Raw genomic sequence first — 23,533 nt, forward strand, 5'->3', positions numbered from 1 at the left:
CGAGACGACCGCTACGAAGGCCGTCAGTGCCCAGGACCGCGTCAGCGTCCCGACCACCGCGGTGGCCACGGCTCCACAGAGCGCAGCGGCGACTGCGACCGGCTGGATCCTCGCCACCAGCGCGCGCCGCGCTCTGCCCAGGACACGCCTGATCCGTGATCGCACGGTCACCCCCACACGCCGCGCGTGTCGACCAGCGGCGTCGTGCCCAGCCCCAGGGCCTCCGTGTCCGCGTGCTTGAACGCCGAGTGGTCCACGAGCAGCACCACCACGTCGGCCTTCGGCACCGCGTCCTCCAGCGTGGTGAGCAGCACGTTCCGCCGGTTGGCCAGCTCCTTGGGCAGCTCCTCGATGTGCGGCTCGACGACCAGCACGTCGGATTCGGCGAACTCGTCGGCCAGCCGCCCCGCGATCCGGCGGGCCGGCGACTCGCGCAGGTCGTCGATGTCCGGCTTGAACGCGAGCCCCAGCACGGCGATGGTCGGCTCGGTCATGCCCTGCGCGGCCGCCCGCACCTTGTCGAGCACCCACTCGGGCTTGGCGTCGTTGACCTCGCGCGCCGCCCGGATCAGGCGCGCCTCCTCCGGAGCGGCGTCCACGATGAACCAGGGGTCCACGGCGATGCAGTGCCCGCCCACCCCGGGGCCGGGCTGGAGGATGTTGACCCGCGGGTGATGGTTCGCGAGGCGGATGAGCTCCCAGACGTCGACGTCGAGCCGGTCCGCGATCACCGAGAGCTCGTTGGCGAAGGCGATGTTCACGTCGCGGAACGAGTTCTCGACGAGCTTCGCGAGCTCGGCGGTGACCGCGTCGGTCAGCAGGATCTCGCCCTGGCAAAAGACCCGGTACAGGTCGCGGGCTCGCTGCGCGGCCTCCGGCGTCAGGCCGCCGACGATCCGGTCGTTCGTGACGAGCTCGACCATGACGCGGCCCGGCAGCACGCGCTCCGGGCAGTGCGCCACGTGGATCACCGGCCGCGAGCCGGAGCCGTCGAGGCTGAGGTCCGGGCGCTCGTCGAGGATCCACTGCGCCATCTGCGCGGTGGCACCGGGCGGCGAGGTCGACTCCAGGACCACGAGCTCGCCGCCGCGCAGCCTGGGCGCGAGCGCCTCCGCCGCGGACCTGATGTAGCTGAGGTCCGGCTCGTGGTCGCCGGTGAACGGCGTGGGCACGGCCACGACGAACGCGTCGGCCTCCTCCGGTGCGGACACGGCACGGAGCCGCTCACCGGTCACCGCAGCCGAGACGTACCCGGCCAGGTCAGGTTCGACGAACGGCACCTGGCCGCGGTTCACGGCGTCGACCGTCGTCTGGTTGACGTCCACGCCGATGACGTCGACACCGTTGGCCGCCAGGATCGCGGCCGTCGGCAGACCGATATAACCGAGGCCGATCACGGCAACGGTGCTGATACCCATTGAGTTCTCTCTTTCGTACGTTCAGAACATGACGTGCGTCGCCGCACGTCCGTAGTGCCGGAGCTCGCCGCTCGCGAGCAGCTCGGCCTCCGTCACGGACCACGAGTGCCCGCCCGGGGCCGAGCGCACCTGGATGAAGTTGAACCGGTCGGCCGAGTAGACGGTCCCGGACGCCTCGACGACGTCGGCCAGGAAGGCCGTGTCCTCGCCACGCCCCAGCGGGCGGAAGCGCACGGTGGAAGCGGTCTCACGCGCAGCGACGATCGTCGGCCCCATCACGCGGTCGGTGTACCGGTGCTCGCGGTCCGCGAACCGCAGGATCGTCGCGTCGGCGCCCTCGAGGTACATGTAGTGCGCCTGCTTGCCCACCACGTCCGCGCCGGAGTACGCCAGCGCGTACAGCTGGTCGGACAGGTACTGCGGGCCGTACAGGTCGTCGTCGTCGATCTTGGCCACGACGTCGCCGTCCGCCGCGTCCAGCAGCAGGTTCAGGCACGTGCCCAGCGGCACGTCCGCCGTCGCCGAGAGCAGCTCCAGCGAGCCGATACCGGCCTCCTTGGCGCGGGCGCGCAGGTCGGCGTCGTCCGCCTCGAAACCGTGCGTGAGCAGCGCGACCTGCAGGTCCACGCCCTCCTGGGCGCCGAGCACGCCGAGCACGTGGTCGAGCTGGTGCGGGCGGTTCGTGGAGACCAGGGCGGTCACGGTCGGCCGGGCGACGACGGGCGAGCCGGCCAGGCCGACGTCGGCCAGCACCTTCTGCGAGCGGACGGCGTAGGTGTGCTCGCGCCAGATGCGGCGCTGGCCCTTGTGGACCGCCCGGTCGCGCAGCTCGGGCGAGCGCACGAGCGCCCGGATCGCGTGCGCGCCGGCCTCGCGGGTCCCGGCGACGAAGACCTCGTCGCCGGGGAAGTACTCCCCCACGGCCGCGCTCGGCGTCGAGACGACGGGCGTGCCGGAGGCGGTGATCTCGAAGATCCGGCGCGCGCACATCGACGGCGAGCCGACCACCGAGTTCACGTTGAGGAAGACCTTGTACTCGCGGTAGGCGGTCAGCATCCGGTCGTAGTCGAGCGAGCCGACGACGCGCCCGTCCAGCGGCGCCGGGAACTGGTACTTCTCGTCCTTGCCGCGGAACCGGCTGAAGATCTCCAGGCCGTGCCCCATCTTGGGCGAGACGTCGAGCGCCGCCCCGAGCAGCAGGTCCATCTGCTCGCGCCGCTCCGGGTACTTGTGCGCGAAGTACATCCCGGCGAACGCGACGTCGCGCTCCGGACCGCGGCCGTGGAGCCGCACGGGGTTGTGGATCGCGGGCTGCGCGGCGAACTCCAGCACACCCACCCGGTCGTGGCTCAGGGCCTCGACGTAGGCGGGCACCCGGTCGACGTCCGTGGTGTAGACCCGGTCGAACAGCCGGGCGGCGTCGAGGAAGTCCGCGAAGTGGACTGGGTCCTCCTTGTTCCAGAACACCGTGGGCACGCCCGCCGCGCGGCAGGCCGCGACGAGCTCGACGAGGGCCGGCCGCGGGGCCGACGTGCCGGTCAGGTGGTACTGCCACGCGCCGGCGTTGCCGTTCCACGCGGACTCCACGAAGAGCAGGTCCAGGCCGCTCGCCAGCTCGTCCCGCCAGGTCGTGGGGGTCAGCGGCACCTGGTCCCACTCGGGCGCGAACGCGAGCCGCGAGAAGTCGTCCAGGATGACGCCGACCCGCAGGGCGCGCGGCCCGCCGACGGGGTCGCGCCCGGCCGCAGTGCCGCGGGCCGCCAGGCCCGACGTCGGGCGGGCCGGCCACGGGTCGAACGTCAGCCCGTCCTTCGTCAGGCGCGAACCGCCGACCTGCCCGGCCATCGGCACCCGCTGCCTGCGCAGATGCGTCCGCAGCTGGTCGAGGCCGCCGTGGCGCAGGTGCCACACCGCACGACGGAGCCCTCGCACCACGCCCGGCGCACGATCCTTCACGGCAAGAATGTCCTTGTCTGCCCGAAGGCATTCAGCGATAAGGGCACCCCGCCAGGCGCGAAAGGAAGGTGCCGGAGGTCCAGGATGCGCCATTGGTGAACTGATGCTACAAGCGGCCCATGTCCCTCAATTGCCGAAAGCGGGTGAAAGGAGCAGAGATTCACCCGGGCAATATTTCGGCCGGTCAACTTTCGGCAGCGCGGCGGCCCCGGCTACTCCACGACGGCGGGCAGCGTGTCGATCCCGCCCGGCGACTCCGCCAGGTAGACGGGCAGCTCATCGCGCGCCACGGCCGCCATGAGCGGGTCGAGCGCGTCCCGGTCGAGCAGCACGATGGACTGCCCGTCGTCGCTGCGGCCGGTCCCCGAGTAGGGCGCGGTCAGGAACGTGATGTCGCTGGTGGAGAGGTCCTTGGCGCTGACGGCCAGCTCCAGCATCCGGTCGATCGTGAGGTCCGGGTCGACGGCCACGGCCCGGACCGCCGCCTCCAGGAACTTGGACATCTTCAGCAGGTCGCTCTTGTTCTCGGTGGCCTTCGAGGCGATGGCCCGCATCCAGGCCTGCTGCCGCTGCACGCGACCGAAGTCGCCGTTCGCCAGCGCGTACCGCTCGCGCGTGAACTCCAGCGCCTCCTGGCCCGTCATCGTCTGCTCCACCGAGCCGCCCCCGCCGTCGGGCACCGTGATCTCCACGCCGCCGAGGGTGTCGGTGAGCGTCGTGAAGGACTCGAAGTCGCTCACCGCGAAGTGGTCGATGCGCACCCCGGTCAGGGCCTCGACCGTCTGGACCATCAGGCCCGGGCCGCCGAACGAGAACGCCGAGTTGATCTTGCCCTCGCCGAAGCCGGGGATGTCCACCCAGGAGTCCCGCGGGATCGAGATCACCGCGGCCGACTTCCGGTCCCCCGACAGGTGCAGGAGCAGGATCGCGTCGGTGCGCTGCGCGCCGAGCTCCCAGGCGGAGGGGTCGCCGGCGGAGATCCGGCTGTCGGAGCCGAGCGCCAGGATGTTCACGGGCGCGGCGGTGCCCTCCACGGGGGCCGGCTCGGGGCGGGCGGCCTCGTCGATGTCGGCGAACGGGTCGTCAATGCGCTCGATCTTCTCGTCGAGCGAGATCTTGTAGCCGTAGTAGGCCATGGCCCCGCTGGCGCAGACGAGCACCAGGGCGCCGATGATCACCAGCGCGACGAACCCCTTGCCCCGGCGACGGCGACGCGCGGGAGCCGGCTCGGGTTCGGCGGGGCGCGGCGCGGTAAGGAGGTCGCTGACTCCATCAGGTCCATGCATACCCATCTGAGTACCGCTCGGAGGACCGGCGCCGCATCACCCTGCGAAAGAGATCACCCGTGGTTCACCCTGCCCCTGACCTGCACGACAACGGCCCGTGTGCGAGAAGAGGATTTCATCCGGGTGAATTCTGCGCGGGTATTTCCTGATGAGAGAAAGACGACGGGGGAAGAGCGGGAGAACACGTTCCGACCGGCCGGTTCCACCCTCCGGTGACCGGCCGCCGCGTGGGAAGATCCGGCTCATGCGCGGAATCATTCTCGCCGGCGGTTCAGGGACACGGCTGCACCCGATCACCCAGGGGATCAGCAAGCAGCTCGTGCCCGTCTACGACAAGCCGATGATCTACTACCCGCTCTCCACCCTGATCCTGGCCGGGATCCGCGACATCCTGGTCATCACCACCCCGCACGACGCCGGCCAGTTCGAGCGGCTGCTCGGCGACGGCTCGCAGTTCGGCATCTCGATCACCTACACGACGCAGGCGTCGCCCGACGGCCTCGCCCAGGCCTTCGTGCTCGGCGAGGAGTTCCTCGGCGCAGACTCGGCCGCGCTCGTGCTGGGCGACAACATCTTCTACGGCCCCGGCTTGGGCCATCAGCTCACCCGGTTCGCAGACCTCGACGGGGGTGCGGTCTTCGCCTACCGCGTCGCCGATCCCACCGCCTACGGCGTGGTCGAGTTCGACGAGCACGGCAAGGCGCTCTCGCTGGAGGAGAAGCCCGCCCGCCCCAAGTCGAGCTACGCCGTGCCCGGCCTGTACTTCTACGACAACGACGTCGTGGCCATCGCCAAGGGGCTCGAGCCCTCGGCACGCGGCGAGTACGAGATCACCGACATCAACGCCGAGTACCTGCGCCAGGACCGGCTCCAGGTCGAGGTGCTGCCGCGCGGCACCGCCTGGCTCGACACGGGGACCTTCGACTCGCTGCTGGAGGCCTCGGACTACGTCCGCACCATCGAGCGACGCCAGGGCCTCAAGATCGGCGCCCCGGAGGAGGTCGCCTGGCGCCGCGGTTTCCTGTCCGACGACGACCTGCGCGCCCGGGCGGAGAAGCTCACCAAGTCCGGCTACGGCACCTACCTGCTGAGCCTCCTGGAGTCCTGACCGCCGGGGTGCGGCGCCCGACCGCCGGGGCGGAGCGCCACGCGCTCAGCGGGTCCCCAGCACCGTCGGCGCCGCGGCCTTCCAGCGGTCGGCCCAGTCGCCGATCGGCTCCACGCCGACCTCCCGGAGCCGGTCGTGCCCCAGCACCGAGAACGCCGGCCGGGGCGCCGGGAGCCGGTAGGCGGCGCTCGTGGTCGGGTCCACCGGCGTCGTCTGCCCGGCGGCCGCCACCACCTCGCGGGCGAACCCGTGCCACGTCACCTGGCCCGACGCCGTCCCGTGGTACAGCCCGCCGGGCGCCCGTGCCGCCACGAGCCGCACGATCAGGTCCGCCAGGTCCGCGGTCCAGGTGGGCTGACCGGTCTGGTCGTCCACGACGCTCAGCCGGTCCCGCTCCCCCGCCACCCGCGCGATGGTCTGAGGGAAGCACTTGCCGCCCGCACCGTAGAGCCACGCGGTCCGGACCACGAGGGCGTCCGGCGCGTACGCCCGCACGGCCCACTCGCCGGCGGCCTTGGTCCGTCCGTAGGCCGACCGGGGGTCCACCGGCGCGTCCTCGGCGTAGGGCTCTGTCGCGCCGCCGTCGAACACGTAGTCCGTGGACACGTGGACCAGGCGCGCCCCGGACGCCGCGGCGGCGCGCGCGAGGTGCGCGGGCCCGGTCGCGTTGGCGGCGAAGGCTTCCGCCTCGTGCGTCTCGGCGTCGTCGACGGCGGTCCAGCCCGCGCAGTTGACGACGACGTCGTGACCCGCCACCGCGGCGAGCACGTCCGACGCGTCGGTGATGTCGACGTCGGACCGGCGGATCCCGGCCACCTCGTGGCCCGCGCCACGGGCGGCGGCCACCATGTCCTGGCCGAGCATGCCCGCCGCGCCGAAGACCACCCACTGCTGTGCCGTGCTGCGTCCGCTGGTCACCCTAGGATCCTAACCAGGGCCGCAGGACCGCCGACGAACCACGCGAGGAGTTCCATGGAGTACCGCGAGCTGACCGTGCCCGGCGCCTTCGAGATCACCCCGAAACAGTTCGGGGATCCGCGCGGACTCTTCCTGGAGGCGTTCAAGGCGGGCCCGTTCGCCGACGCCGTCGGGCACGCCTTCGACCTGCAGCAGGCCAACTGCTCGGTGTCGGCCGCCGGAGTGGTCCGCGGCGTCCACTTCGCCGACGTGCCGCCCAGCCAGGCCAAGTACGTCATGTGCGTCAGCGGCGCGGTGCTCGACGTCGTCGTGGACCTCCGCGTGGGTTCGCCCGCCTTCGGCACCTGGGACGCCGTGCTCCTGGACGACGTCGACCGCCGCGCCGTCTACCTGTCCGAGGGCCTGGGCCACGCCTTCATGTCCCTCGAAGACGGCTCCACGGTGCTCTACCTCTGCTCGAGCGGCTACGCCCCGGGCCGCGAGCACGGCGTCCACCCCCTCGACGAGGACCTCGCCATCACCTGGCCCACCACGGCCCGCGACGGCACCCCCCTCAAGCCCCTGCTCTCGGACAAGGACGAGGCAGCCCCCAGCCTCGCCGAGGCCAGGGAAAAGGGCCTGCTCCCCACCATGGAGTCGGTCACCAGCTACCTCGCCGGTCCCTAGCCACCCCAACGACCAGGCCCTGACAGAGGCCAACTACGCAACCAACCCCACCATCAATGGCGACCCGAACGGCAGAGGTCCGGGCGAGCGTGAGGGGTGCGCCGCCGTAAAACCGTAGCGGAGGGCCCCCTGGGGCCCGTGAGCGAGGCGGCGCACCCCTCACGTTCGCCCGGACCGGACCCAGCCCCCGACCCAGCACGAGCGAGCTACTGTCCCGAGGCGGCGTACTTGGCCTCCGTCAGCGCCTTCGCACCCCTCCACCAGGGCTCGTTCTCCCGGTACCACTCCACGGTCGCCTCCAGCCCCGCCCGGAAGTCCGTGTACCGCGGCACCCACCCCAGCTCCGTCCGGAGCCGGCTGGCGTCGATCGCGTACCGCAGGTCGTGCCCGGGCCGGTCGGTCACGTGGTCGAAGTCGTCGGCGTCCCGCCCGAAGATCTCCAGGAGGGTCCGCACCACGTCGAGGTTGCTGGTCTCGCCGTCGGCGCCGATCAGGTACGTCTCGCCGATGCTGCCCTTGTCGATGATCGTCCACACTGCCGCGTTGTGGTCCTCGACGTGGATCCAGTCGCGCACGTTGAGCCCCGCGCCGTACAGGCGCGGACGCACGCCGTCGATCAGGTTGGTGACCTGACGCGGGATGAACTTCTCGATGTGCTGGTACGGGCCGTAGTTGTTCGAGCAGTTGGAGATGGTGGCCTGGACGCCGAACGACCGGACCCAGGCCCGGACCAGGAGGTCGGAGCCCGCCTTGGTCGACGAGTACGGCGACGACGGGTTGTACGGCGTCTCCGGCGTGAACCGGTCCGGGGTGTCGAGCGGCAGGTCCCCGTACACCTCGTCCGTCGAGATGTGGTGGAACCGCACGTCGTGCCTGCGCACCGCCTCCAGCAGCGTGAACGTGCCCACCAGGTTCGTCTGTACGAACGGCGACGGGTCGTTCAGCGAGTTGTCGTTGTGCGACTCGGCCGCGAAGTGCACGACCAGGTCCGACTCCGCCACGAGCCGGTCCACGAGCGGCGCGTCGGCGATCGACCCGACCACCAGCTCCACCCGGTCCGCGACCGGGTCGAGCGAGGTACGGTCGCCCGCGTAGGTCAGGGCGTCGAGCACCGTGACCCGCGCGTCGGGGCGCTCGCGCACCGTCTGGTGCACGAAGTTCGCGCCGATGAAGCCCGCGCCGCCGGTGACCAGGACGCGCATCGGTCAGTCCCGTCCGTAGATGTCGCGGGTGTAGACCTTGTCCGCGACGTCGTCGAGCACCTCGGTGCGCCGGTTGGCGATGATGACGTCCGCGCGCGTCTTGAACTGGTCCAGGTCGCGCACGACCTCCGAGGAGAAGAAGTCGTCCTGCTCGAGGGTGGGTTCGTAGACGATGACCTCGATGCCCTTGGCCTTGATCCGCTTCATGATGCCCTGGACGCTGGAGTCGCGGAAGTTGTCCGACCCGGCCTTCATCACCAGCCGGTACACGCCCACGGTCTTCGGCTCCCGGCGCAGGATGTCCGCGGCCACGAAGTCCTTGCGGGTGGTGTTGGCGTCGACGACCGCGTTGATCAGGTTCTGCGGCACGGTGGCGTAGTTGGCCAGCAGCTGCTTGGTGTCCTTGGGCAGGCAGTACCCGCCGTAGCCGAAGGACGGGTTGTTGTAGTGCGTCCCGATCCGCGGGTCCAGGCCCACGCCCTCGATGATCTGCGCGGTGTCCAGGCCGTGGGTGGCCGCGTAGGTGTCCAGCTCGTTGAAGTACGCCACCCGCAGCGCCAGGTAGGTGTTGGCGAACAGCTTGATCGCCTCGGCCTCGGTCGGGTGGGTCAGGAGGACCGGGGTGGTCTCGTCCAGCGCGCCCTCCAGCAGGAGGTCGGCGAACTGCCTGCCGCGGTCGCCGCGGTCCCCGACCACGATGCGCGAGGGGTGCAGGTTGTCGTACAGGGCCCGGCCCTCGCGCAGGAACTCCGGGGAGAAGACGATCGCGGCCCCCGGGTGCTCGGCTCGCATGCGCTCGGTGAACCCGACCGGGATCGTCGACTTGATCACGATCGTCGCGTCGGGCACGCGCTCCAGGACGTCGTCGATCACGGTCTCGACCGAGGACGTGTCGAAGAAGTTGGTGACCTCGTCGTAGTTGGTCGGCGTCGCGATCACCACGACACCGGCCTCCGCGTACGCCTGTTCCTTGTCCAGGGTCGCGGTCAGTGCCAGCTCGCGACCGGCCAGGTACTCCTCCAGCTCGGGGTCCACGATCGGCGAGATCCGGTCGTTGACCTGGGCCACCTTGACCGGGTCGACGTCCAGCGCCCACACCTCGTGCTTCTGCGCGAGCAGCACCGCGTTCGACAGCCCGACATACCCCGTACCGACAACAGCGATCTTCACGACCAGGCTCCTGACAGGAAGAGTTCGACAACGGGCCCATGGTAGGCGCGCCGCCCGGTCCGTAGGACAAGCGCCGGAGCGCCCGACAAGTGCTTCATCCAGTGACGCACGCCACACCGGCGCCCGAGCGCGCCCGAGGTTAGGCTTGCCTCACCATGTCACAGACCACCAGCGCACCGACCGAGAAGCCCCGCAGAGGCGTCCGCACCACGGCTACCGTGACAGCGGTCCGGCAGCTCACTCCGCACATGATCCGGGTGACGCTCGGCGGCACGGCCCTGGCCGACGCCGACACCACGCCGTTCACCGACCGCTACGTCAAGCTGGTCATGGCCGAGCCCCCCGAGCCCGAGGGCCGCCCCGTCCTGCGCACCTACACGATCCGCGACGTGACCGCGTCCGGCTGGGACATCGACATCGTCACGCACGGCGACGTGGGCCACGGCGGCCCGTGGGCCCAGCGGGTCCAGCCGGGCGACGAGGTCTCCTTCGTGGGCCCGGGCGGCGACTACGCGCCGTCCCCCGACGCGCCGTGGCACCTCCTGGCCGGTGACGAGTCCGCCCTCCCGGCCATCGCGGCCACGTGCGAGGCCCTGCCCGAGGACGCCGTGGCGCACGTCTTCGTCGAGGTCGCCGACGCGTCCGAGGAGCAGGAGATCACCACCGCCGCGAACCTGCACCTCACCTGGGTCCACCGGTCCACGGGAGCGAGCCTGGCCGACGTCGTGCAGGCCGCCGGGCTGCCGGACGGTACCCCGCACACGTTCCTGCACGGCGAGGCCGGCTGCGTGCGCGACCTGCGCCGCTGGGCGCGCGGGACGCTGGGCGTGCCGCGCGAGCTGCTCTCGGCGTCGGGCTACTGGCGGCTCGGCCGCGACGACGAGCGCTGGCGCGCGGAGAAGCCGGAGTGGCGAGCCGCCGTCGAGCAGGACGACCTGGTGCTCAGCGCCCGCTGAGCCCGTCGAGGACCGCGAACCAGCGGTCCGCCGTCGGGCCGTCGTACGGCGCTTCCCCGGCCCGCACCGTCTCGAGCAGCGCGTCGGCGTCCGCCCGTACCCGGGCCACGACCGACGGCGGGTAGCCGTACCGGACGGAGTGCTCCGCGAACTCGTCCTCGTCGTCGATGAAGAACTCGCCCTGCTCCCTGGCTCGCTCGCTGCCCGGCCGCAGGGCGAGCACGTCGAGGTCCATGTCGATGCCCGAGACCTCGAACGCCGGGCCGCGGCCGTCCCCGCCGTCGGGCACGGCGCGCCACTGCGGGACCGTCGTGAGGTCGATGTAGAGGCGCACGCCCCGCGGGTGGCCGCGGTAGATGTCCGCGACCCACCCGACGTCGCCGAACAGCACGACGCCGGGGCAGCGCGTCCGGTACTCCCGGCCGGGCCTGCTGAACCGCGTCCCGGTGCGGTAGCCGAGCCACACGCCGTGCTCGTCCCGGCCGAGGTGCACGGCGTCGAACCGCCAGTGCGGCGTGCCGTCCCACTTGCGCATGCGGCAGCCCACGAGGGTGCCCGGCTCCGTCGGCCGCGACGACGGCTCCGAGGGTGGCTCCGGGAGCAGCCCGGACGGCGGCTGCGACGTCGAAAAGGCCTGGTCAGCAGGTTGTTGCGCAGACATGTCCGGGAGCCTACCCAGTCGTCGTCGGGGCGTAACCGGAGGGCACTACGCTCTGGCCACCGTCGGCTCCGTGCACAGGCCGGTACGACGGTTCTCCTGCTCAACCGTCGACCCCACGAGGAGTCTTCATGTCCCCTGCAAGCCGCCGTCTCGCCGCGTCCGGTGAGACTGCGCACCAGGTCCCGGCCGCCGACGAGATGATCGCCGAGGCGCTGCTCACCGCCACCGCCGAGACCCTGTACAACCCGCATCCCGACAAGCCGGGCCCGTTACCCGAGGCCCGGCCCGTGCCGACTCCCGACCAGGAGTCCTGGACCCAGGCCAAGGAGCCCAGCCGCCAGCCGCGGGAGGTGTGGTCCGCCCCGGACCGCGCCGCCGACCGCCCGTTCCAGGAACGTCCCGAACCCCTCTCCGGCGACGCCGTGGTCACCGCCGCCCTGCGCCGCGGCCTACCCGTCGACGAGGCCGTCACCACCTCCATCCGCACCGCCGGCACCTTGGACACCGGCCAGTGGCGGTCGCTCTGCCACTCGCTCATGGCGCACCCCGAGACGCGCCGTGCCGGGGTCGCCGGAGCCGCGCTGATCGCGCAGCGCGTGGGCCTGCGCGAGCTCGCCTGGGACCTGCTGCGGCAGCTCGGGCCGGACGACGCCGCCCGCCTCGCCCCGGCGGAATACGTCCGGGCGGGCATCGCCATGGCCAGCCCCGACGTGGCCCGCACCGCGGCGACGTGGGTGCGGCACGGGATCGTGTCCGACGCCCCGGTGCTGCTCGACCTCGCGCGGCTGCTGTTCATCGCCGACGAGGCCGCGCTGGCCGCCGAGGCCCTCGACGCCGCCCGCCGTGCGACCGGCCTGACCGACCAGGTCCAGGCCTCGATCGACCACCTGGCGCCCTGGATCGAGAAGGCGCACCGGCCGGCCGCACCGGCCCGGGTCCCGGCCGGGCACGTGTCGTTCGCCGTGCTCGACTACAAGGCGCCTGACGAGAACGTGGCGTCCACCAACATCGGCGACACGGTCCAGACCGTCGCGAGCCTCGGTCACCTGCTGCGGCACGAGGGCCTGCGCCTGCACGGGGACGCTGCCGTCACCGAGCCCGTGCGGCTCCTCGCCGGCCGCGTGCGGCCCGAGCACGTCGTGCCCGGTCCCGGCGCCGACGTCGACCTGACGCTGGTCCAGCGGGACATGTCGCGGCTGGACGCCGTGCCGGAGAACACGTGGATGCTGGCCTACGGCTGGTACATGCACAGCCAGTTCGACCTGCGGTTCGACTTCCCGTTCCACGAGAACCTGCAGCCGCTGTTCGTGTCGTTCCACATCAACAAGCACGCCGTGCTCACGCCCACCGCCGTCGACTACCTCATGGCCCACGGGCCGATCGGCTGCCGGGACTGGACCACCGTGCACCTGCTGCTCAACGCCGGCGTCCCGGCGTTCTTCAGCGGCTGCCTCACCACCACCGTCGACACCGTGTTCCCGGCCGGCTTCACGCCGGCGCCCGCCGGGGCCCCGGCGGTGTACGTGGACACGGCCGTCCCGGAGCACGACGCCGCGGCCGAGTCCGTCACGCACCTCTACCCCGAGGTGCGCCGCAACTCCTTCGCCCGCAACGTGCACGACGCCGTCGACCTGCTCGACGCCTACCGCAGCCGGTACTCACGCGTGGTCACCTCGCGCCTGCACGCCTTCCTGCCCGCGTGGTCCATCGGGGCCGACGTCGACTTCCGGCCCCGGAACGACGCCGACATCCGCTTCGCCGGCCTGCTCGACGCCGACGAGGCCGGCCGGCGCGCCATGCAGCGGCGTATCCGGGACGTCGTCGCGCCCGCGATGTCCAGGATCCTCGCCGGGGCCACGCGCGACGAGGTCTACGCGACCTGGGCCGCCACCGTGGCCCCCGAGGTCGAGCTGGCGCGGGCGGTGCACGCCACACCCGTGGCGGTGCCGCCCGGCACCTGCGACGTGGCCGGCATCGTCGCCGGGGTGCGCGCCACGCGGACCCTCGTGGAGGCCGTCTCGCCCCGCGGCGGGACGGGCGCGGCGCTGAACATCGCGGTGGCGCTCGACGGTAACCTGCGCTCCCAGATGGAGGTGGTGGTGGCCGGGGTGGTGCGGCACACCGACCGCCCGGTGCGCGTCGTGGCGCTGACGCGCGACCACACGCCGGCCGACCACGCCCGGCTCGCCGCGCTGTTCCCCGAGGTCACGTTCGAGTGGTACTCGTGCGACGGGATCGACTACGGGCCTGTGCTCGGCATGCTCAAGCACATCACGGTCGCCACGATGGACCGGCTGCTGCTGCCCGACCTGCTGCCGCACCTCGATCGCGTGCTCTACCACGACCTGGACGCGCTGTGCGTGGTGGACGTGGCCGAGCTGTACGACACCGACCTCGGCGGCGCGCCGCTGGCGGCCCGCCCGTCGATCTCGTACAACTACCGGCACGGCGTCGGGAACGTCATCCGGTCCACACGGCTGCTCCAGCACGACCCGGGCGCCGCGCGCGACCTGGTGCGGGCCATGATGCAGCGGCACCGGCACGGCTACCAGGGCTTCAACGCGGGCATCCTGGTGCTCGACCTGGCGGTCATGCGCGCCGACGGCTTCACCACGGAGTTCGTGCCGTACGCGGAGCGGTACGGGCTCAACGACCAGGACGTGCTGAACGCCTACGCCGGGTCGCGCTACCGCGTCCTGGACGCCCGGTGGAACGCGTGGCCCACGCAGGAGCTCGTCACCGAGCCCGGGCTGATCCACTGGGCCGGGCCGGTCAAGCCCTGGCACGAGGACCGGTACATCCTGCTCAAGGAGCACTGGGCGGCCGCGGAGACCTGGCTGGCCGCCCGCCGCTAGCCCGCCGGCAACGTTGAGTGCTGGATATTCGCCCTTCTGGCACACGAAAAAGGGCGAATATCCAGCACTCAACGATCAGTAGTCGGTCGGGGTGGGAGCGGTGACCGGGGCGTCCTTGTCGAAGCCCGCCAGGACCGAGGCCGTGCCCGACAGGCCCAGGCGGGTGGCGCCCGCCTCGATCATCGCGAGCGCGGTGTCGAGGTCCCGGATGCCGCCCGAGGCCTTGACCCCGAGCCGTCCGCCGCCCGCAGCGCCCACGGTCCGCGCCATGAGCGAGACGGCGTGGACCGAGGCTCCGCCGGCCGGGTGGAAGCCCGTGGAGGTCTTGACGAAGTCGGCGCCGGCGGCCTCGGCCGCCTTGCACGCGCCCACGATCTGCTCGTCGGTGAGGGCGGCCGACTCGATGATGACCTTGAGGATGCGGCCGGGCTGCACGGCCCCGCGGACCGCGGCGATGTCGGCCTCCACCACGTCGAACCGGCCGGCGCGCGCGGTGCCGACGTCGATCACCATGTCGACCTCGTCGGCGTCGTCGGCCACGGCGCGGGCCGCCTCGAACGCCTTCACGTCGGTCATGTGCTTGCCGGACGGGAACCCGCACACCGTCGCGACGGCGAGGCGCCCGGCGGCGACCTCGACCGCGAGCGACACGAACGACGGCGAGACGCACACCGAGTAGACGCCGAGCCCGGCGCCCTCCTCGACGAGCGCCGCGACGTCGGCCGCCATGGTCTCCGGCTTGAGCAGGGTGTGGTCGACGAACGCGGCGAGGGCCGCCTTGTCGCGCGGTACCCCGGCGGGCTGCGGCGCGTGGGTCTGTGCGGTCATACGAGGGCACCTTCGACTTTCTGGAATCCGGGCATGATGACCTGGTCGACCAGGTCGCGGCGCTCGTCGTGGTGCATGAAGGCACCCCAGGCGGCGGTGACGGTCACGTCGACGAGGTCGTCGATCGTCCAGCCGGCCTCGTCGACGAGCAGCTTCATCTCGTGCGTCATCGACGTGCGCGACATGAGGCGGTTGTCCGTGTTGAGCGTGACGGCGAAGTCCAGCTCCTTGAGGCGCGTGATCGGGTGCGTCGCGATCGACTCGGCCACGCCCGTCTGCAGGTTCGACACGGGGCACAGCTCGAGCGGGATCTGGTGGTCGCGCACCCAGTGCGCGAGCCGGCCGAGGTCGGCCGAGCCGCCGCGGCCGTCGGCCGAGAGCGCGCCGTCGGACGAGTCGTGGTCGCCGTCGGACACGAAGGCGATGTCTTCGATGATCCGGGCCCCGTGGCCCAGGCGGTCCGCCTGCCCGAGGTGCACGGCCTGCCCGATGGAGTCCAGGCCGGCGGCCTCTCCGGCGTGGATGGTCACGGGGACGTCGTGCTCGGCGAGGAAGCGCCAGATCCCGAGGTGCCGCGACGGCAGGAACCCGTCCTCGGGTCCCGCGATGTCGAACCCGACCACGCCGCGGTCCCGGTAGGTGACGGCGAGGTCGGCGACCTCCTGCCAGCGGTCGGCCTGCCGCATCGCGCCGACGAGCTGGCCGACGCGGATGATGTGGCCACCGGCCGCGGCGGCCGCGATGCCGTCGTCGATGCCGGCCTGCACCGCCTCGACGGCCTCGCCGAGCGACAGCCCGCCTCTCAGGTGCTGCTCGGGCGCCCAGCGCTGCTCGGCGTACACGACACCGTCGGCGGCGAGGTCGAGCACCGCCTCGCGGGCGACCCGGGCCAGGTTGTCGGCCGTCTGCATGACGGCGATGGTGTGCTCGAAGGTCTCGAGGTAGCGCACCAGCGTGCCCGAGTCGGCCGCGTCGCGGAACCAGGCGGCGAGGGAGTCGGCGTCGGCCGCGGGCAGCTCGTGCCCGGCGGCGTCCGCGAGCTCGAGGACGGTCTGTGGCCGCAGGCCCCCGTCGAGGTGGTCGTGGAGCACTACCTTGGGCAGGGCGCGGATCAGCGCCTCGCCGGGGCGCGCCCCGTGGTCTTGCGTGGTCATGCTGACAACCTACCGTCCGGCACCGACACCGGCGTCAGCCGGCGCCGGAGCTCTCGTCGTCCTCGTCGGCGAGGGCGTCGAGGGCCTGCTGGACGACGTCGGCCTCGTCGGCGTCGCCGTCGCTGTCCGGGCGGGGCGCGTCCGGGACGTACTCGTCGGGCTCGTGCGTGGTGTCGACGTCGGCGTCCCGGGGCGGGTCCAGGCCGGCGTCACGCCACGAGTCGGGACCAGGCAGCGTGCTCATCGGGGCCTCCTCGTCGGCGGGCCGCCCGTCAGGGACCGCCCGTCAGTGGGCTTCCATCGTCGCCCCGGTGCCGCCGCCCTGCCACCGGCCCGCGCGCTCCGGCAGCACCACCCAGGTCACGTGCGGCCAGCCGCCGAGCGCCGCGGTGAGCGCCTTGCGCACGCGCGCCGCGGTGCGTTCCCCCGTGGTCTGCTGCGTCTCGGCCTCCCGCGACGGGGCGGGCGGCGGGTCGAGCAGCACGGCGACCGGGACGGTGTGCAGGCCTGCCCCGGACGGCTCGTAGATCACCGCGTTGCCCTCGGTCCCCTCGCCGTCGGCCAGGGTGAGCAGCACCACGTGGCGCGGGACGGCGGCGTCCCACCCGCTCGTCACGTCGCCGCCCGTGTACAGGGGCACCGGGATGCCCGCGCGGGCGGCGGCGACCGCCGCCTCCAGCAGCCCGCGGGAGCCCGCGACCCGGTGGGTGTAGCGCACGCCGCCGTAGCTGGCGAACCGCGCGGCGCCCCACGGGGGCGTGCCGTAGGTGCGCGGCCAGCCCGCCACGACCAGCCCGTGCCGGTTCGTGGCCGCCTGGACGGCGTGCTGCAGCCGCACGAACCGAGCCGCGGGGTCGTCGCCGGCGATCCGCAGGGCCGCCCGCGGGTCGCCGGCCAGACCGAGCATCGCGAGCACGGCCGACCCGCACGTGGTCTCGTCGACCTGCACGGCGGCGGCGGTGTCGCCGTCGAGCGACGGGAGGTTCAGCCGCCGGGGGAAGCCGACGGTCCCGGTGCCGCGCTCGCGCCCCAGCGGGTCCAGGACGGACCGCCGGGCGCGGGAGGTCACCGACTCGAGGCGGCGCTCGACGTCGTCCGGGATCGCCGGGCGCTCGAAGCGACCCCGCGGCGGCGGCGCGGGTACGGGCCCGGCGAATGCACGCATCGCACCGAGCAGGGACGAAAGGCGCAATGTCGACTGCACGCTCGTCAGGCTAAGCCGCGCTCGGGCGACTCGCCGGTTCGCCACGCTGGGGAAGCAGGGCGACCTCTTCCGGTGGGTGAAAACCGCCTCCCACCTCAGACGATGCGGTCGAGCACCACCGATCCCCCGGACGCCAGGGCCGCGCCGACCAGGGCGCCGGCCCCCATGTCCAGGCTCGCCAGCGCGCCGGCGGCACCCCCGAGGGCCCCGCCCAGCACGCCGTTGCCGGCCGGGTCCACGGACCATCCGCCGTCCAGGGCCTCGCGGGCCCGGGCGAACCGCTCGGGCGTGTCGGTGTGGAGGGTCAGCAGGGGCTGCCCGGCCGTCACCTCCTCACCCGGCTTCACGTGGATCTCGATACCGGCCGCCGCCTGGACCTCGTCCTCCTTGCGGGCCCGGCCCGCGCCCAGGCGCCGGACCGCCACGCCCACCGCGTACGCGTCCAGCGAGGTGAGCACGCCGGACTCGGGCGCCACCACCGTCTCGGTCTCCTTCGCGACCGGCAGCGGCGCGTCCACGTCACCACCCTGCGCGGCGATCATGGCCCGCCACTTGTCCATGGCACGGCCGTCGGCCAGCGCGGCCCGCACGTCGTCCTCCGACCGGGGCCGGTCCGCCGCGGCGAGCATCTCCACGGCGAGGGCCACGGTCAGGTCGACGACGTCGGACGGGCCGCCGCCCGACAGCACCTCCAGCGACTCGCGCACCTCCAGGGCGTTGCCGGCGGTCAGGCCGAGCGGCACGGACATGTCCGTGACCAGGGCGACGGTGCGCACCCCGGCGTCGGTCCCGAGGTCCACCATGGTGCGCGCGAGCTCGCGCGCGCTGTCCAGGGTCTTCATGAAGGCGCCGGAGCCGACCTTGACGTCGAGCACCAGCGCGCCGGTGCCCTCGGCGATCTTCTTGGACATGATCGAGCTCGCGATGAGCGGGATCGCCTCGACGGTCGCGGTGACGTCCCGCAGCGCGTACAGCTTCTTGTCCGCCGGGGCGAGGCCGGCGCCCGCGGCGCAGATGACGGCGCCCACGGAGTCGAGCTGGGCCATCATCTCGTCGTTGGTCAGCGAGGCCCGCCAGCCCGGGATGGCCTCCAGCTTGTCCAGGGTGCCGCCCGTGTGGCCGAGGCCCCGGCCCGAGAGCTGCGGCACTGCGACGTCGAACACCGCGACCAGGGGTGCCAGGGGCAGCGTGATCTTGTCGCCCACGCCGCCGGTGGAGTGCTTGTCCGCCGTGGGCCGGGAGAGCGCGGAGAACGACATGCGCTCGCCGGACCGGATCATCGCGGCGGTCCACCGGGAGATCTCCTGCCGGGTCATCCCGTTGAGCAGGATCGCCATGGTCATCGCGGACATCTGCTCGTCGGCCACGGCGCCGCGCGTGTAGGCGTCCACCAGCCAGTCGATCTGGGCGTCGGTCAGCGACTCCGTGTTGTCGCGCTTGACCCGGATCAGGTCGACGGCGTCGAACGGCTCGGTCATCGGGTTGCCTCCCGCACGTGGTCCAGGTCGCCCGGCCCGAAGGCCTGGGGCAGTACTTCCGTCATCGGCACGATGCCCAGCGGGGTGTCCACCAGCAGCTCGGCGCCGCCGTGCTCCCACAGGAGCTGCCGGCACCGGCCGCACGGCATGATCGTCTCGCCGAGCGCGTTCACGCAGGTGAACGCGGCCAGCCGCCCGCCGCCCGACATGATCAGGGCGCTGACCAGCGAGCACTCGGCGCACAGGGTGACCCCGTACGCCGCGTTCTCGATGTTCGCGCCCGTCAGGAGGCGGCCGTCGGCGGCGTAGGCCGCCGCGCCGACCTTGAATTCCGAGTAGGGCGCATAGGCCTTGCCGACCGCGTCGCGGGCCGCGGCCCGCAGGCCGTCCCAGTCCACGGCGCCGTCCGGGCGCACCTGTTCCACAGAGCTCACGTCCACCATCCTCACCCCTTGACGTACGGCTCGCCCGACGCGGCCGGCGGGCGCGAGCGCCCGACGAGACCCGCGACGGCGAGCAGGGTGACGATGTACGGGATCATGAGCATGAACTGGCTCGGCACAGGCGAGCCGACCACGGACAGCACGTTCTGCAGGTTCGACGCGAAGCCGAACAGCAGGCCCGCGAAGGCGGCGCGCACCGGGTCCCACTTGCCGAAGATGACGGCGGCCAGGGCGATGTAGCCCGCGCCCCCGGTCATGTTCTCGCCGAACTGGCTGAGCTGGACGGTGGTGTAGAACGCGCCACCCAGGCCCGCCACGGCACCGGCGACGAGCACGGCGTTGTACCGGGTGCGCACCACGTCGATGCCCACGGTGTCGGCGGCCTTCGGGTGCTCGCCCACGGAACGCAGCCGCAGGCCCCAGCGGGTGCGGTTCAGCGTGTACCAGACGGTCGGCACGGCGATGAACATCAGGTAGATGAGCAGCGGCTGGTCGAACAGCACCGGGCCGATCACGGGGATGTCGGACAGCACCGGGATCGGGATGGACTGGAACCGCGTGGTCGAGTTCAGCGTCTCCGCGCTGGGCACCAGCACCTGCGAGTACAGGAAGCTGGTCAGCCCGACCACCAGCACGTTCAGGACGACACCGACGATCACCTGGTTCACGTGGTACGTGATGGCGAACACGCCGAGGACCAGCGCCACGAGCGCGCCCGCGAACAGGGCCGCGACCAGCCCGGCCACCGCGCTGTTCGTGATCGAGGAGACGATCGCCGCCGTGAACGCCGCGCCGAGCAGCTGCGCCTCGATCGCGATGTTGACCACGCCCGCGCGCTCGCCGATCACGCCGCCCAGCGCGCCGTAGACGAACGGCACGGACCACAGCACGGCGCCGCCGAGCAGGCCCACGATCGACAGGTCGCGGGGGCTGCCCGCGCCGGCCCAGGCCAGGAAGCCGAGCAGGCCGGCCAGGGAGTAGAGCACGACGAGCCAGAGCGACGTCCGGCGCCCGCGCGCCGTGAGCGCGAAGGCGACGGCGGTCACCGCCAGCATCACCGCGCCGCACCCCCACGCGAACACCGTCGCGGGCACCACGATCACCGGGATCTGGAAGAAGTCGCCGCGCTGGGACAGCAGGAACCGGGTGTCACCCGAGTGCGGCACGGCGAGCAGCAGCAGCGCGTACAGCACGGTCACGGTGAGCAGCACGCCCGCCGTCTTCCACGACACGACCGTGACGGTGCGCGTCGTCTCCGACAGCGGCGCGTCGAGCTGGGTGGTCTTGTGGTCGGCGCTCACGCGGCCGCCTCCTTCCGGTTCCGGGCCGCCTTGGCCTTCTTCGGTGTCCGACGCCGGTTCGGGTCGGGCAGCCGGAAGATGGCCCGCACCAGCGGCGGCGCGGCGATGAACAGCACGATGAGCGACTGGACCACGAGCACGATGTCGCTCGGGACGCCCTCGGCGGCCTGCATGGTGGTGCCGCCCGCCTTGAACGCGCCGAACAGGATGCCCGCCGCGAGCACGCCCCACGGGTTGGACCCGCCGAGGAGGGCGACGGTGATGGCGTCGAACCCGATGCCGGCGTCGATGTCGGAGCTGAAGCCCGTGGTGACGGCGCCCAGCACCTGCGAGGCGCCGGCCAGCCCGACGAGGCCGCCGGCCACGAGCATGGAGTTGATGGTGGCGCGCCCGGTGTCGATGCCCGCCACCCGCGCGGCGCGGGGGTTCTCCCCCACGGCGCGGAACGCGAAACCGGTCGACGAGCGGTTCAGGAGCCACCACACACCGACCACGGCCAGCACCGCCAGGACGAAGCCCCAGGTCAGGTTGAACCGGGCGCCGAGCAGGTTCGGCAGCTGGGCGGACTCCGCCGTCGGCGGCGTCTTCGGGTTGGACGAGCCCGGCGCCTGCAGCAGGCCCGGCGTCGCCAGGAAGTAGGAGATGAGGTAGTACGCGACGTAGTTGAGCATGATCGTGACGATCACCTCGTGCGCCCCGGTGCGGGCCTTGAGCAGGCCCGCGATCCCGGCCCACACCGCGCCGGCCGCGATGCCGGCCACGAGGGCCAGCAGCAGGTGCAGCGGGAACGGCACCCCGCTGACGCCGAAGCCCACCCAGCCGGCCGCCGCGGCCGCCACGAGCATCTGCCCTTGACCACCGATGTTGAACAGGCCGGCCCGGAACGCGAGCGCCACGCCGAGCCCCGCCGCGATGAGCGGGGTCGCGTAGCTGAGCGTCTCCGTGAACGGCCGGATCGCGGTGACGAAGTCCGGCGCCTGCAGGTTCACCACGGAACCGCGGAACAGGGCGGCGTACGCGCCGCCGACCGCCTGCCCGACCGCGACGAAGGTGTCGACGGGCCGTGCGAAGAAGTACACCGCGGCCGCCTTCACCTCCTCGTCGGTGAAGGCGATCATGATCGAGCCCGCCAGGACCGCGAGCAGCACCGCGCCGACGGCGACCGTCCAGGAGCTGGTCATCGTCTGCTGCAGAGCCCTGGCCATGCGGCTGGCCGTGTCCTGCACCTCCTCGCCGGCCGGTGCGCCGAGCTCGCGGGCGCGCTCCTGCTCCAGCTCCTCGGCGGTGCCGGGGTCGAGGCCCGGCTCCTGCTCGGGGTTCGACCCCGGGCTCGGTTCGGGCGCGCTCATGCCGCCTCGCCTCCGTCCTTCACGTCTTCCGGCGAGATCCCCGCCATCATCAGGCCCAGCACGTCGCGCGGGGTGTCGGCGGGCACGATGCCCACCACCTTGCCGCGGTACATCACCATGATGCGGTCGGCCAGGGCCACCGCCTCGTCCAGCTCGGTCGAGACCACGACCACCGGCACCCCGGCGTCGCGCGTGGCGACGATCCGCTTGTGGATGAACTCGATGGAGCCCACGTCCACGCCGCGCGTCGGCTGCGCCGCGACGAACAGCCGCAGGTCGCGGGACAGCTCGCGGGCGAGCACCACCTTCTGCTGGTTGCCGCCCGACAGCCGGCCCACCGGCGTCGTGATGCCCTGCGTGCGGACGTCGAACTCGGCGACCTTCTCGTCGGCGAACTGGTCGCGGAAGGCGAGCTGCAGCGCTCCGCCCTTCACGAACGGCGGACCGTCGGAGCGGTCGAGCATGAGGTTCTCGGCGATGGTGAACTCGCCGATCAGGCCGTCGAGCGTCCGGTCCTCGGGCACGAAGCCCACGCCCTCGTCGAGGATGCGGCGCACCGACCGGCCCACCAGCTCCTTGCCGTCGAGCCTGATGCTGCCGGACACGTCGCCCTCCAGGCCGATGAGGGCCTCGGTGAGCTCCGTCTGCCCGTTGCCCTGCACGCCCGCCACGACGAGCACCTCGCCGCCACGCACCTCGAAGGTGACGTCGTCGACCACGACGACGCCGGTCTCGCTGGTGACCACGAGGTTGCTGACCTGCAACGCGTTCTCGCGCAGGGTGGGCGCGTCCTTCTGCACGGTCAGCTCGACGGCGCGGCCCACCATCAGGGAGGCGAGCTCCGCGTCCGACGCCGTCGGGCTGGCCTCGCCCACGACCTTGCCGTGCCGGATCACCGTGATGCGGTCGGCCACGGCGCGGACCTCGCGCAGCTTGTGGGTGATGAACACGATCGCGGAGCCCTCGTCGCGCAGCTGGCGCATGATCGCCATCAGCTCGTCGGTCTCCTGCGGCGTGAGCACCGCGGTCGGCTCGTCGAAGACCAGCACGTCGGCGTTCCGGGAGAGCGCCTTGATGATCTCGACGCGCTGCTGCACGCCCACGGGCAGGTCCTCGACCACGGCGTCGGGGTCCACGTGGAAACCGAACCGCGCGGAGATCTCCCGTACCTGGGCGCGGGCCGCCTCCAGGTCGAGGCGACCGCCGCCGCGCGTCTGCTCGTGACCGAGCATCACGTTCTCCGCCACGGTGAAGACGGGCACGAGCATGAAGTGCTGGTGCACCATGCCGATGCCCGCGGCCATGGCGTCGCCCGGGCCGGCGAAGTCCTGGACGACGTCGTCCAGGAGGATCTCGCCCTCGTCGGCCTCGTACAGGCCGTACAGCACGTTCATCAGGGTGGACTTGCCCGCCCCGTTCTCGCCCAGGAGCGAGTGGATCTCGCCTGGCTGCACCACCAGGTCGATGTGGTCGTTCGCGACGAGCGCGCCGAAGCGCTTGGTGATGCCGCGCAGCTCGAGCCGCATAGGAATCCTTCCCGACAGGGGTCCTGCTCATGACAGGTCCCGGGGCACACGGCG

The 23,533-nt window shown here is 72.3% G+C and carries 20 protein-coding genes; 4 read left to right on the plus strand and 16 right to left on the minus strand.

Annotated features, from left to right (window positions below):
• Window positions 1-167: 167 nt before the first annotated feature.
• The 3 genes from wecC to AB0I29_RS08015 form a co-directional block, all read right to left on the minus strand.
• Window positions 168-1,418, minus strand: coding sequence for a UDP-N-acetyl-D-mannosamine dehydrogenase (gene wecC, locus AB0I29_RS08005; protein ID WP_285102776.1), 1,251 nt, complete (start codon window positions 1,416-1,418; stop codon window positions 168-170).
• A gap of 21 nt (window positions 1,419-1,439) precedes the next feature.
• Window positions 1,440-3,263, minus strand: a complete 1,824-nt coding sequence (locus AB0I29_RS08010; RefSeq protein ID WP_357480697.1) for a glycosyltransferase — start codon at window positions 3,261-3,263, stop codon at window positions 1,440-1,442.
• Between the two features lie 323 nt (window positions 3,264-3,586).
• On the minus strand, window positions 3,587-4,660 hold the full coding sequence (locus AB0I29_RS08015) for an LCP family protein (protein WP_357480139.1): 1,074 nt from the start codon (window positions 4,658-4,660) through the stop codon (window positions 3,587-3,589).
• A gap of 244 nt (window positions 4,661-4,904) precedes the next feature.
• Between AB0I29_RS08015 and rfbA the strand changes: the two genes are divergently transcribed.
• On the plus strand, window positions 4,905-5,768 hold the full coding sequence (gene rfbA / locus AB0I29_RS08020) for a glucose-1-phosphate thymidylyltransferase RfbA (protein WP_285102774.1): 864 nt from the start codon (window positions 4,905-4,907) through the stop codon (window positions 5,766-5,768).
• Window positions 5,769-5,813: 45 nt separating this feature from the next.
• On the opposite strand, the gene rfbD is transcribed toward rfbA, so the two are convergent.
• Complete coding sequence (rfbD, locus tag AB0I29_RS08025) at window positions 5,814-6,686, minus strand: dTDP-4-dehydrorhamnose reductase (RefSeq protein ID WP_285102773.1); 873 nt, start codon at window positions 6,684-6,686, stop codon at window positions 5,814-5,816.
• Window positions 6,687-6,740: 54 nt separating this feature from the next.
• On the opposite strand from rfbD, the gene rfbC reads away from it, so the two are divergent.
• A complete protein-coding gene (gene rfbC / locus AB0I29_RS08030; RefSeq protein WP_285102771.1) occupies window positions 6,741-7,352 on the plus strand; it encodes a dTDP-4-dehydrorhamnose 3,5-epimerase in 612 nt (203 codons plus the stop codon).
• Window positions 7,353-7,558: 206 nt separating this feature from the next.
• On the opposite strand, the gene rfbB is transcribed toward rfbC, so the two are convergent.
• Both rfbB and AB0I29_RS08040 read right to left on the minus strand, forming a co-directional pair.
• On the minus strand, window positions 7,559-8,554 hold the full coding sequence (gene rfbB / locus AB0I29_RS08035) for a dTDP-glucose 4,6-dehydratase (RefSeq protein ID WP_285102769.1): 996 nt from the start codon (window positions 8,552-8,554) through the stop codon (window positions 7,559-7,561).
• A 3-nt stretch (window positions 8,555-8,557) separates the two neighbouring features.
• The gene (locus AB0I29_RS08040; protein WP_285102768.1) at window positions 8,558-9,724 is read right to left on the minus strand and encodes a nucleotide sugar dehydrogenase; all 1,167 of its coding nucleotides are present in this window, start codon (window positions 9,722-9,724) and stop codon (window positions 8,558-8,560) included.
• 155 nt (window positions 9,725-9,879) lie between these two features.
• Between AB0I29_RS08040 and AB0I29_RS08045 the strand changes: the two genes are divergently transcribed.
• A complete protein-coding gene (locus AB0I29_RS08045) occupies window positions 9,880-10,680 on the plus strand; it encodes a siderophore-interacting protein (RefSeq protein WP_357480146.1) in 801 nt (266 codons plus the stop codon).
• Here AB0I29_RS08045 and AB0I29_RS08050 read toward each other — a convergent pair.
• Window positions 10,667-11,341, minus strand: coding sequence for a hypothetical protein (locus AB0I29_RS08050; protein ID WP_357480149.1), 675 nt, complete (start codon window positions 11,339-11,341; stop codon window positions 10,667-10,669). The genes AB0I29_RS08045 and AB0I29_RS08050 overlap by 14 nt on opposite strands.
• Window positions 11,342-11,469: 128 nt before the next feature.
• On the opposite strand from AB0I29_RS08050, the gene AB0I29_RS08055 reads away from it, so the two are divergent.
• Entirely contained in the window at window positions 11,470-14,196 is a 2,727-nt protein-coding gene (locus AB0I29_RS08055; protein ID WP_357480152.1) for a glycosyltransferase, read from the plus strand.
• A gap of 75 nt (window positions 14,197-14,271) precedes the next feature.
• Here the strand turns inward: AB0I29_RS08055 and deoC are convergent, their stop codons facing one another.
• From deoC to AB0I29_RS08100, 9 genes are all read right to left on the minus strand, one after another.
• On the minus strand, window positions 14,272-15,024 hold the full coding sequence (gene deoC / locus AB0I29_RS08060; protein ID WP_285102760.1) for a deoxyribose-phosphate aldolase: 753 nt from the start codon (window positions 15,022-15,024) through the stop codon (window positions 14,272-14,274).
• Entirely contained in the window at window positions 15,021-16,178 is a 1,158-nt protein-coding gene (locus AB0I29_RS08065) for an adenosine deaminase (protein ID WP_357480156.1), read from the minus strand. The genes deoC and AB0I29_RS08065 overlap by 4 nt, the downstream gene beginning before the upstream one ends.
• Window positions 16,179-16,212: 34 nt before the next feature.
• The gene (locus tag AB0I29_RS08070; protein WP_357480159.1) at window positions 16,213-16,422 is read right to left on the minus strand and encodes a hypothetical protein; all 210 of its coding nucleotides are present in this window, start codon (window positions 16,420-16,422) and stop codon (window positions 16,213-16,215) included.
• A 42-nt stretch (window positions 16,423-16,464) separates the two neighbouring features.
• On the minus strand, window positions 16,465-17,343 hold the full coding sequence (locus AB0I29_RS08075; RefSeq protein ID WP_285102754.1) for a hypothetical protein: 879 nt from the start codon (window positions 17,341-17,343) through the stop codon (window positions 16,465-16,467).
• Between the two features lie 134 nt (window positions 17,344-17,477).
• Window positions 17,478-18,860, minus strand: coding sequence for a thymidine phosphorylase (locus AB0I29_RS08080; RefSeq protein WP_285102753.1), 1,383 nt, complete (start codon window positions 18,858-18,860; stop codon window positions 17,478-17,480).
• Window positions 18,857-19,303: a cytidine deaminase gene (locus tag AB0I29_RS08085; protein ID WP_285102752.1), complete on the minus strand. Its 447-nt coding sequence runs from the start codon at window positions 19,301-19,303 to the stop codon at window positions 18,857-18,859. Before AB0I29_RS08085 ends, AB0I29_RS08080 begins: the two co-directional genes overlap by 4 nt.
• Window positions 19,304-19,305: 2 nt before the next feature.
• Window positions 19,306-20,604, minus strand: a complete 1,299-nt coding sequence (locus AB0I29_RS08090) for an ABC transporter permease (RefSeq protein WP_285102751.1) — start codon at window positions 20,602-20,604, stop codon at window positions 19,306-19,308.
• Window positions 20,601-21,953, minus strand: coding sequence for an ABC transporter permease (locus AB0I29_RS08095; RefSeq protein ID WP_285102750.1), 1,353 nt, complete (start codon window positions 21,951-21,953; stop codon window positions 20,601-20,603). Before AB0I29_RS08095 ends, AB0I29_RS08090 begins: the two co-directional genes overlap by 4 nt.
• On the minus strand, window positions 21,950-23,479 hold the full coding sequence (locus AB0I29_RS08100) for an ABC transporter ATP-binding protein (protein ID WP_285102748.1): 1,530 nt from the start codon (window positions 23,477-23,479) through the stop codon (window positions 21,950-21,952). Before AB0I29_RS08100 ends, AB0I29_RS08095 begins: the two co-directional genes overlap by 4 nt.
• Window positions 23,480-23,533 lie beyond the last annotated feature (54 nt).

The sequence above is a fragment of the Promicromonospora sp. NPDC050262 genome, from assembly GCF_040655935.1.
Classification (GTDB): Bacteria; Actinomycetota; Actinomycetes; order Actinomycetales; family Cellulomonadaceae; genus Promicromonospora.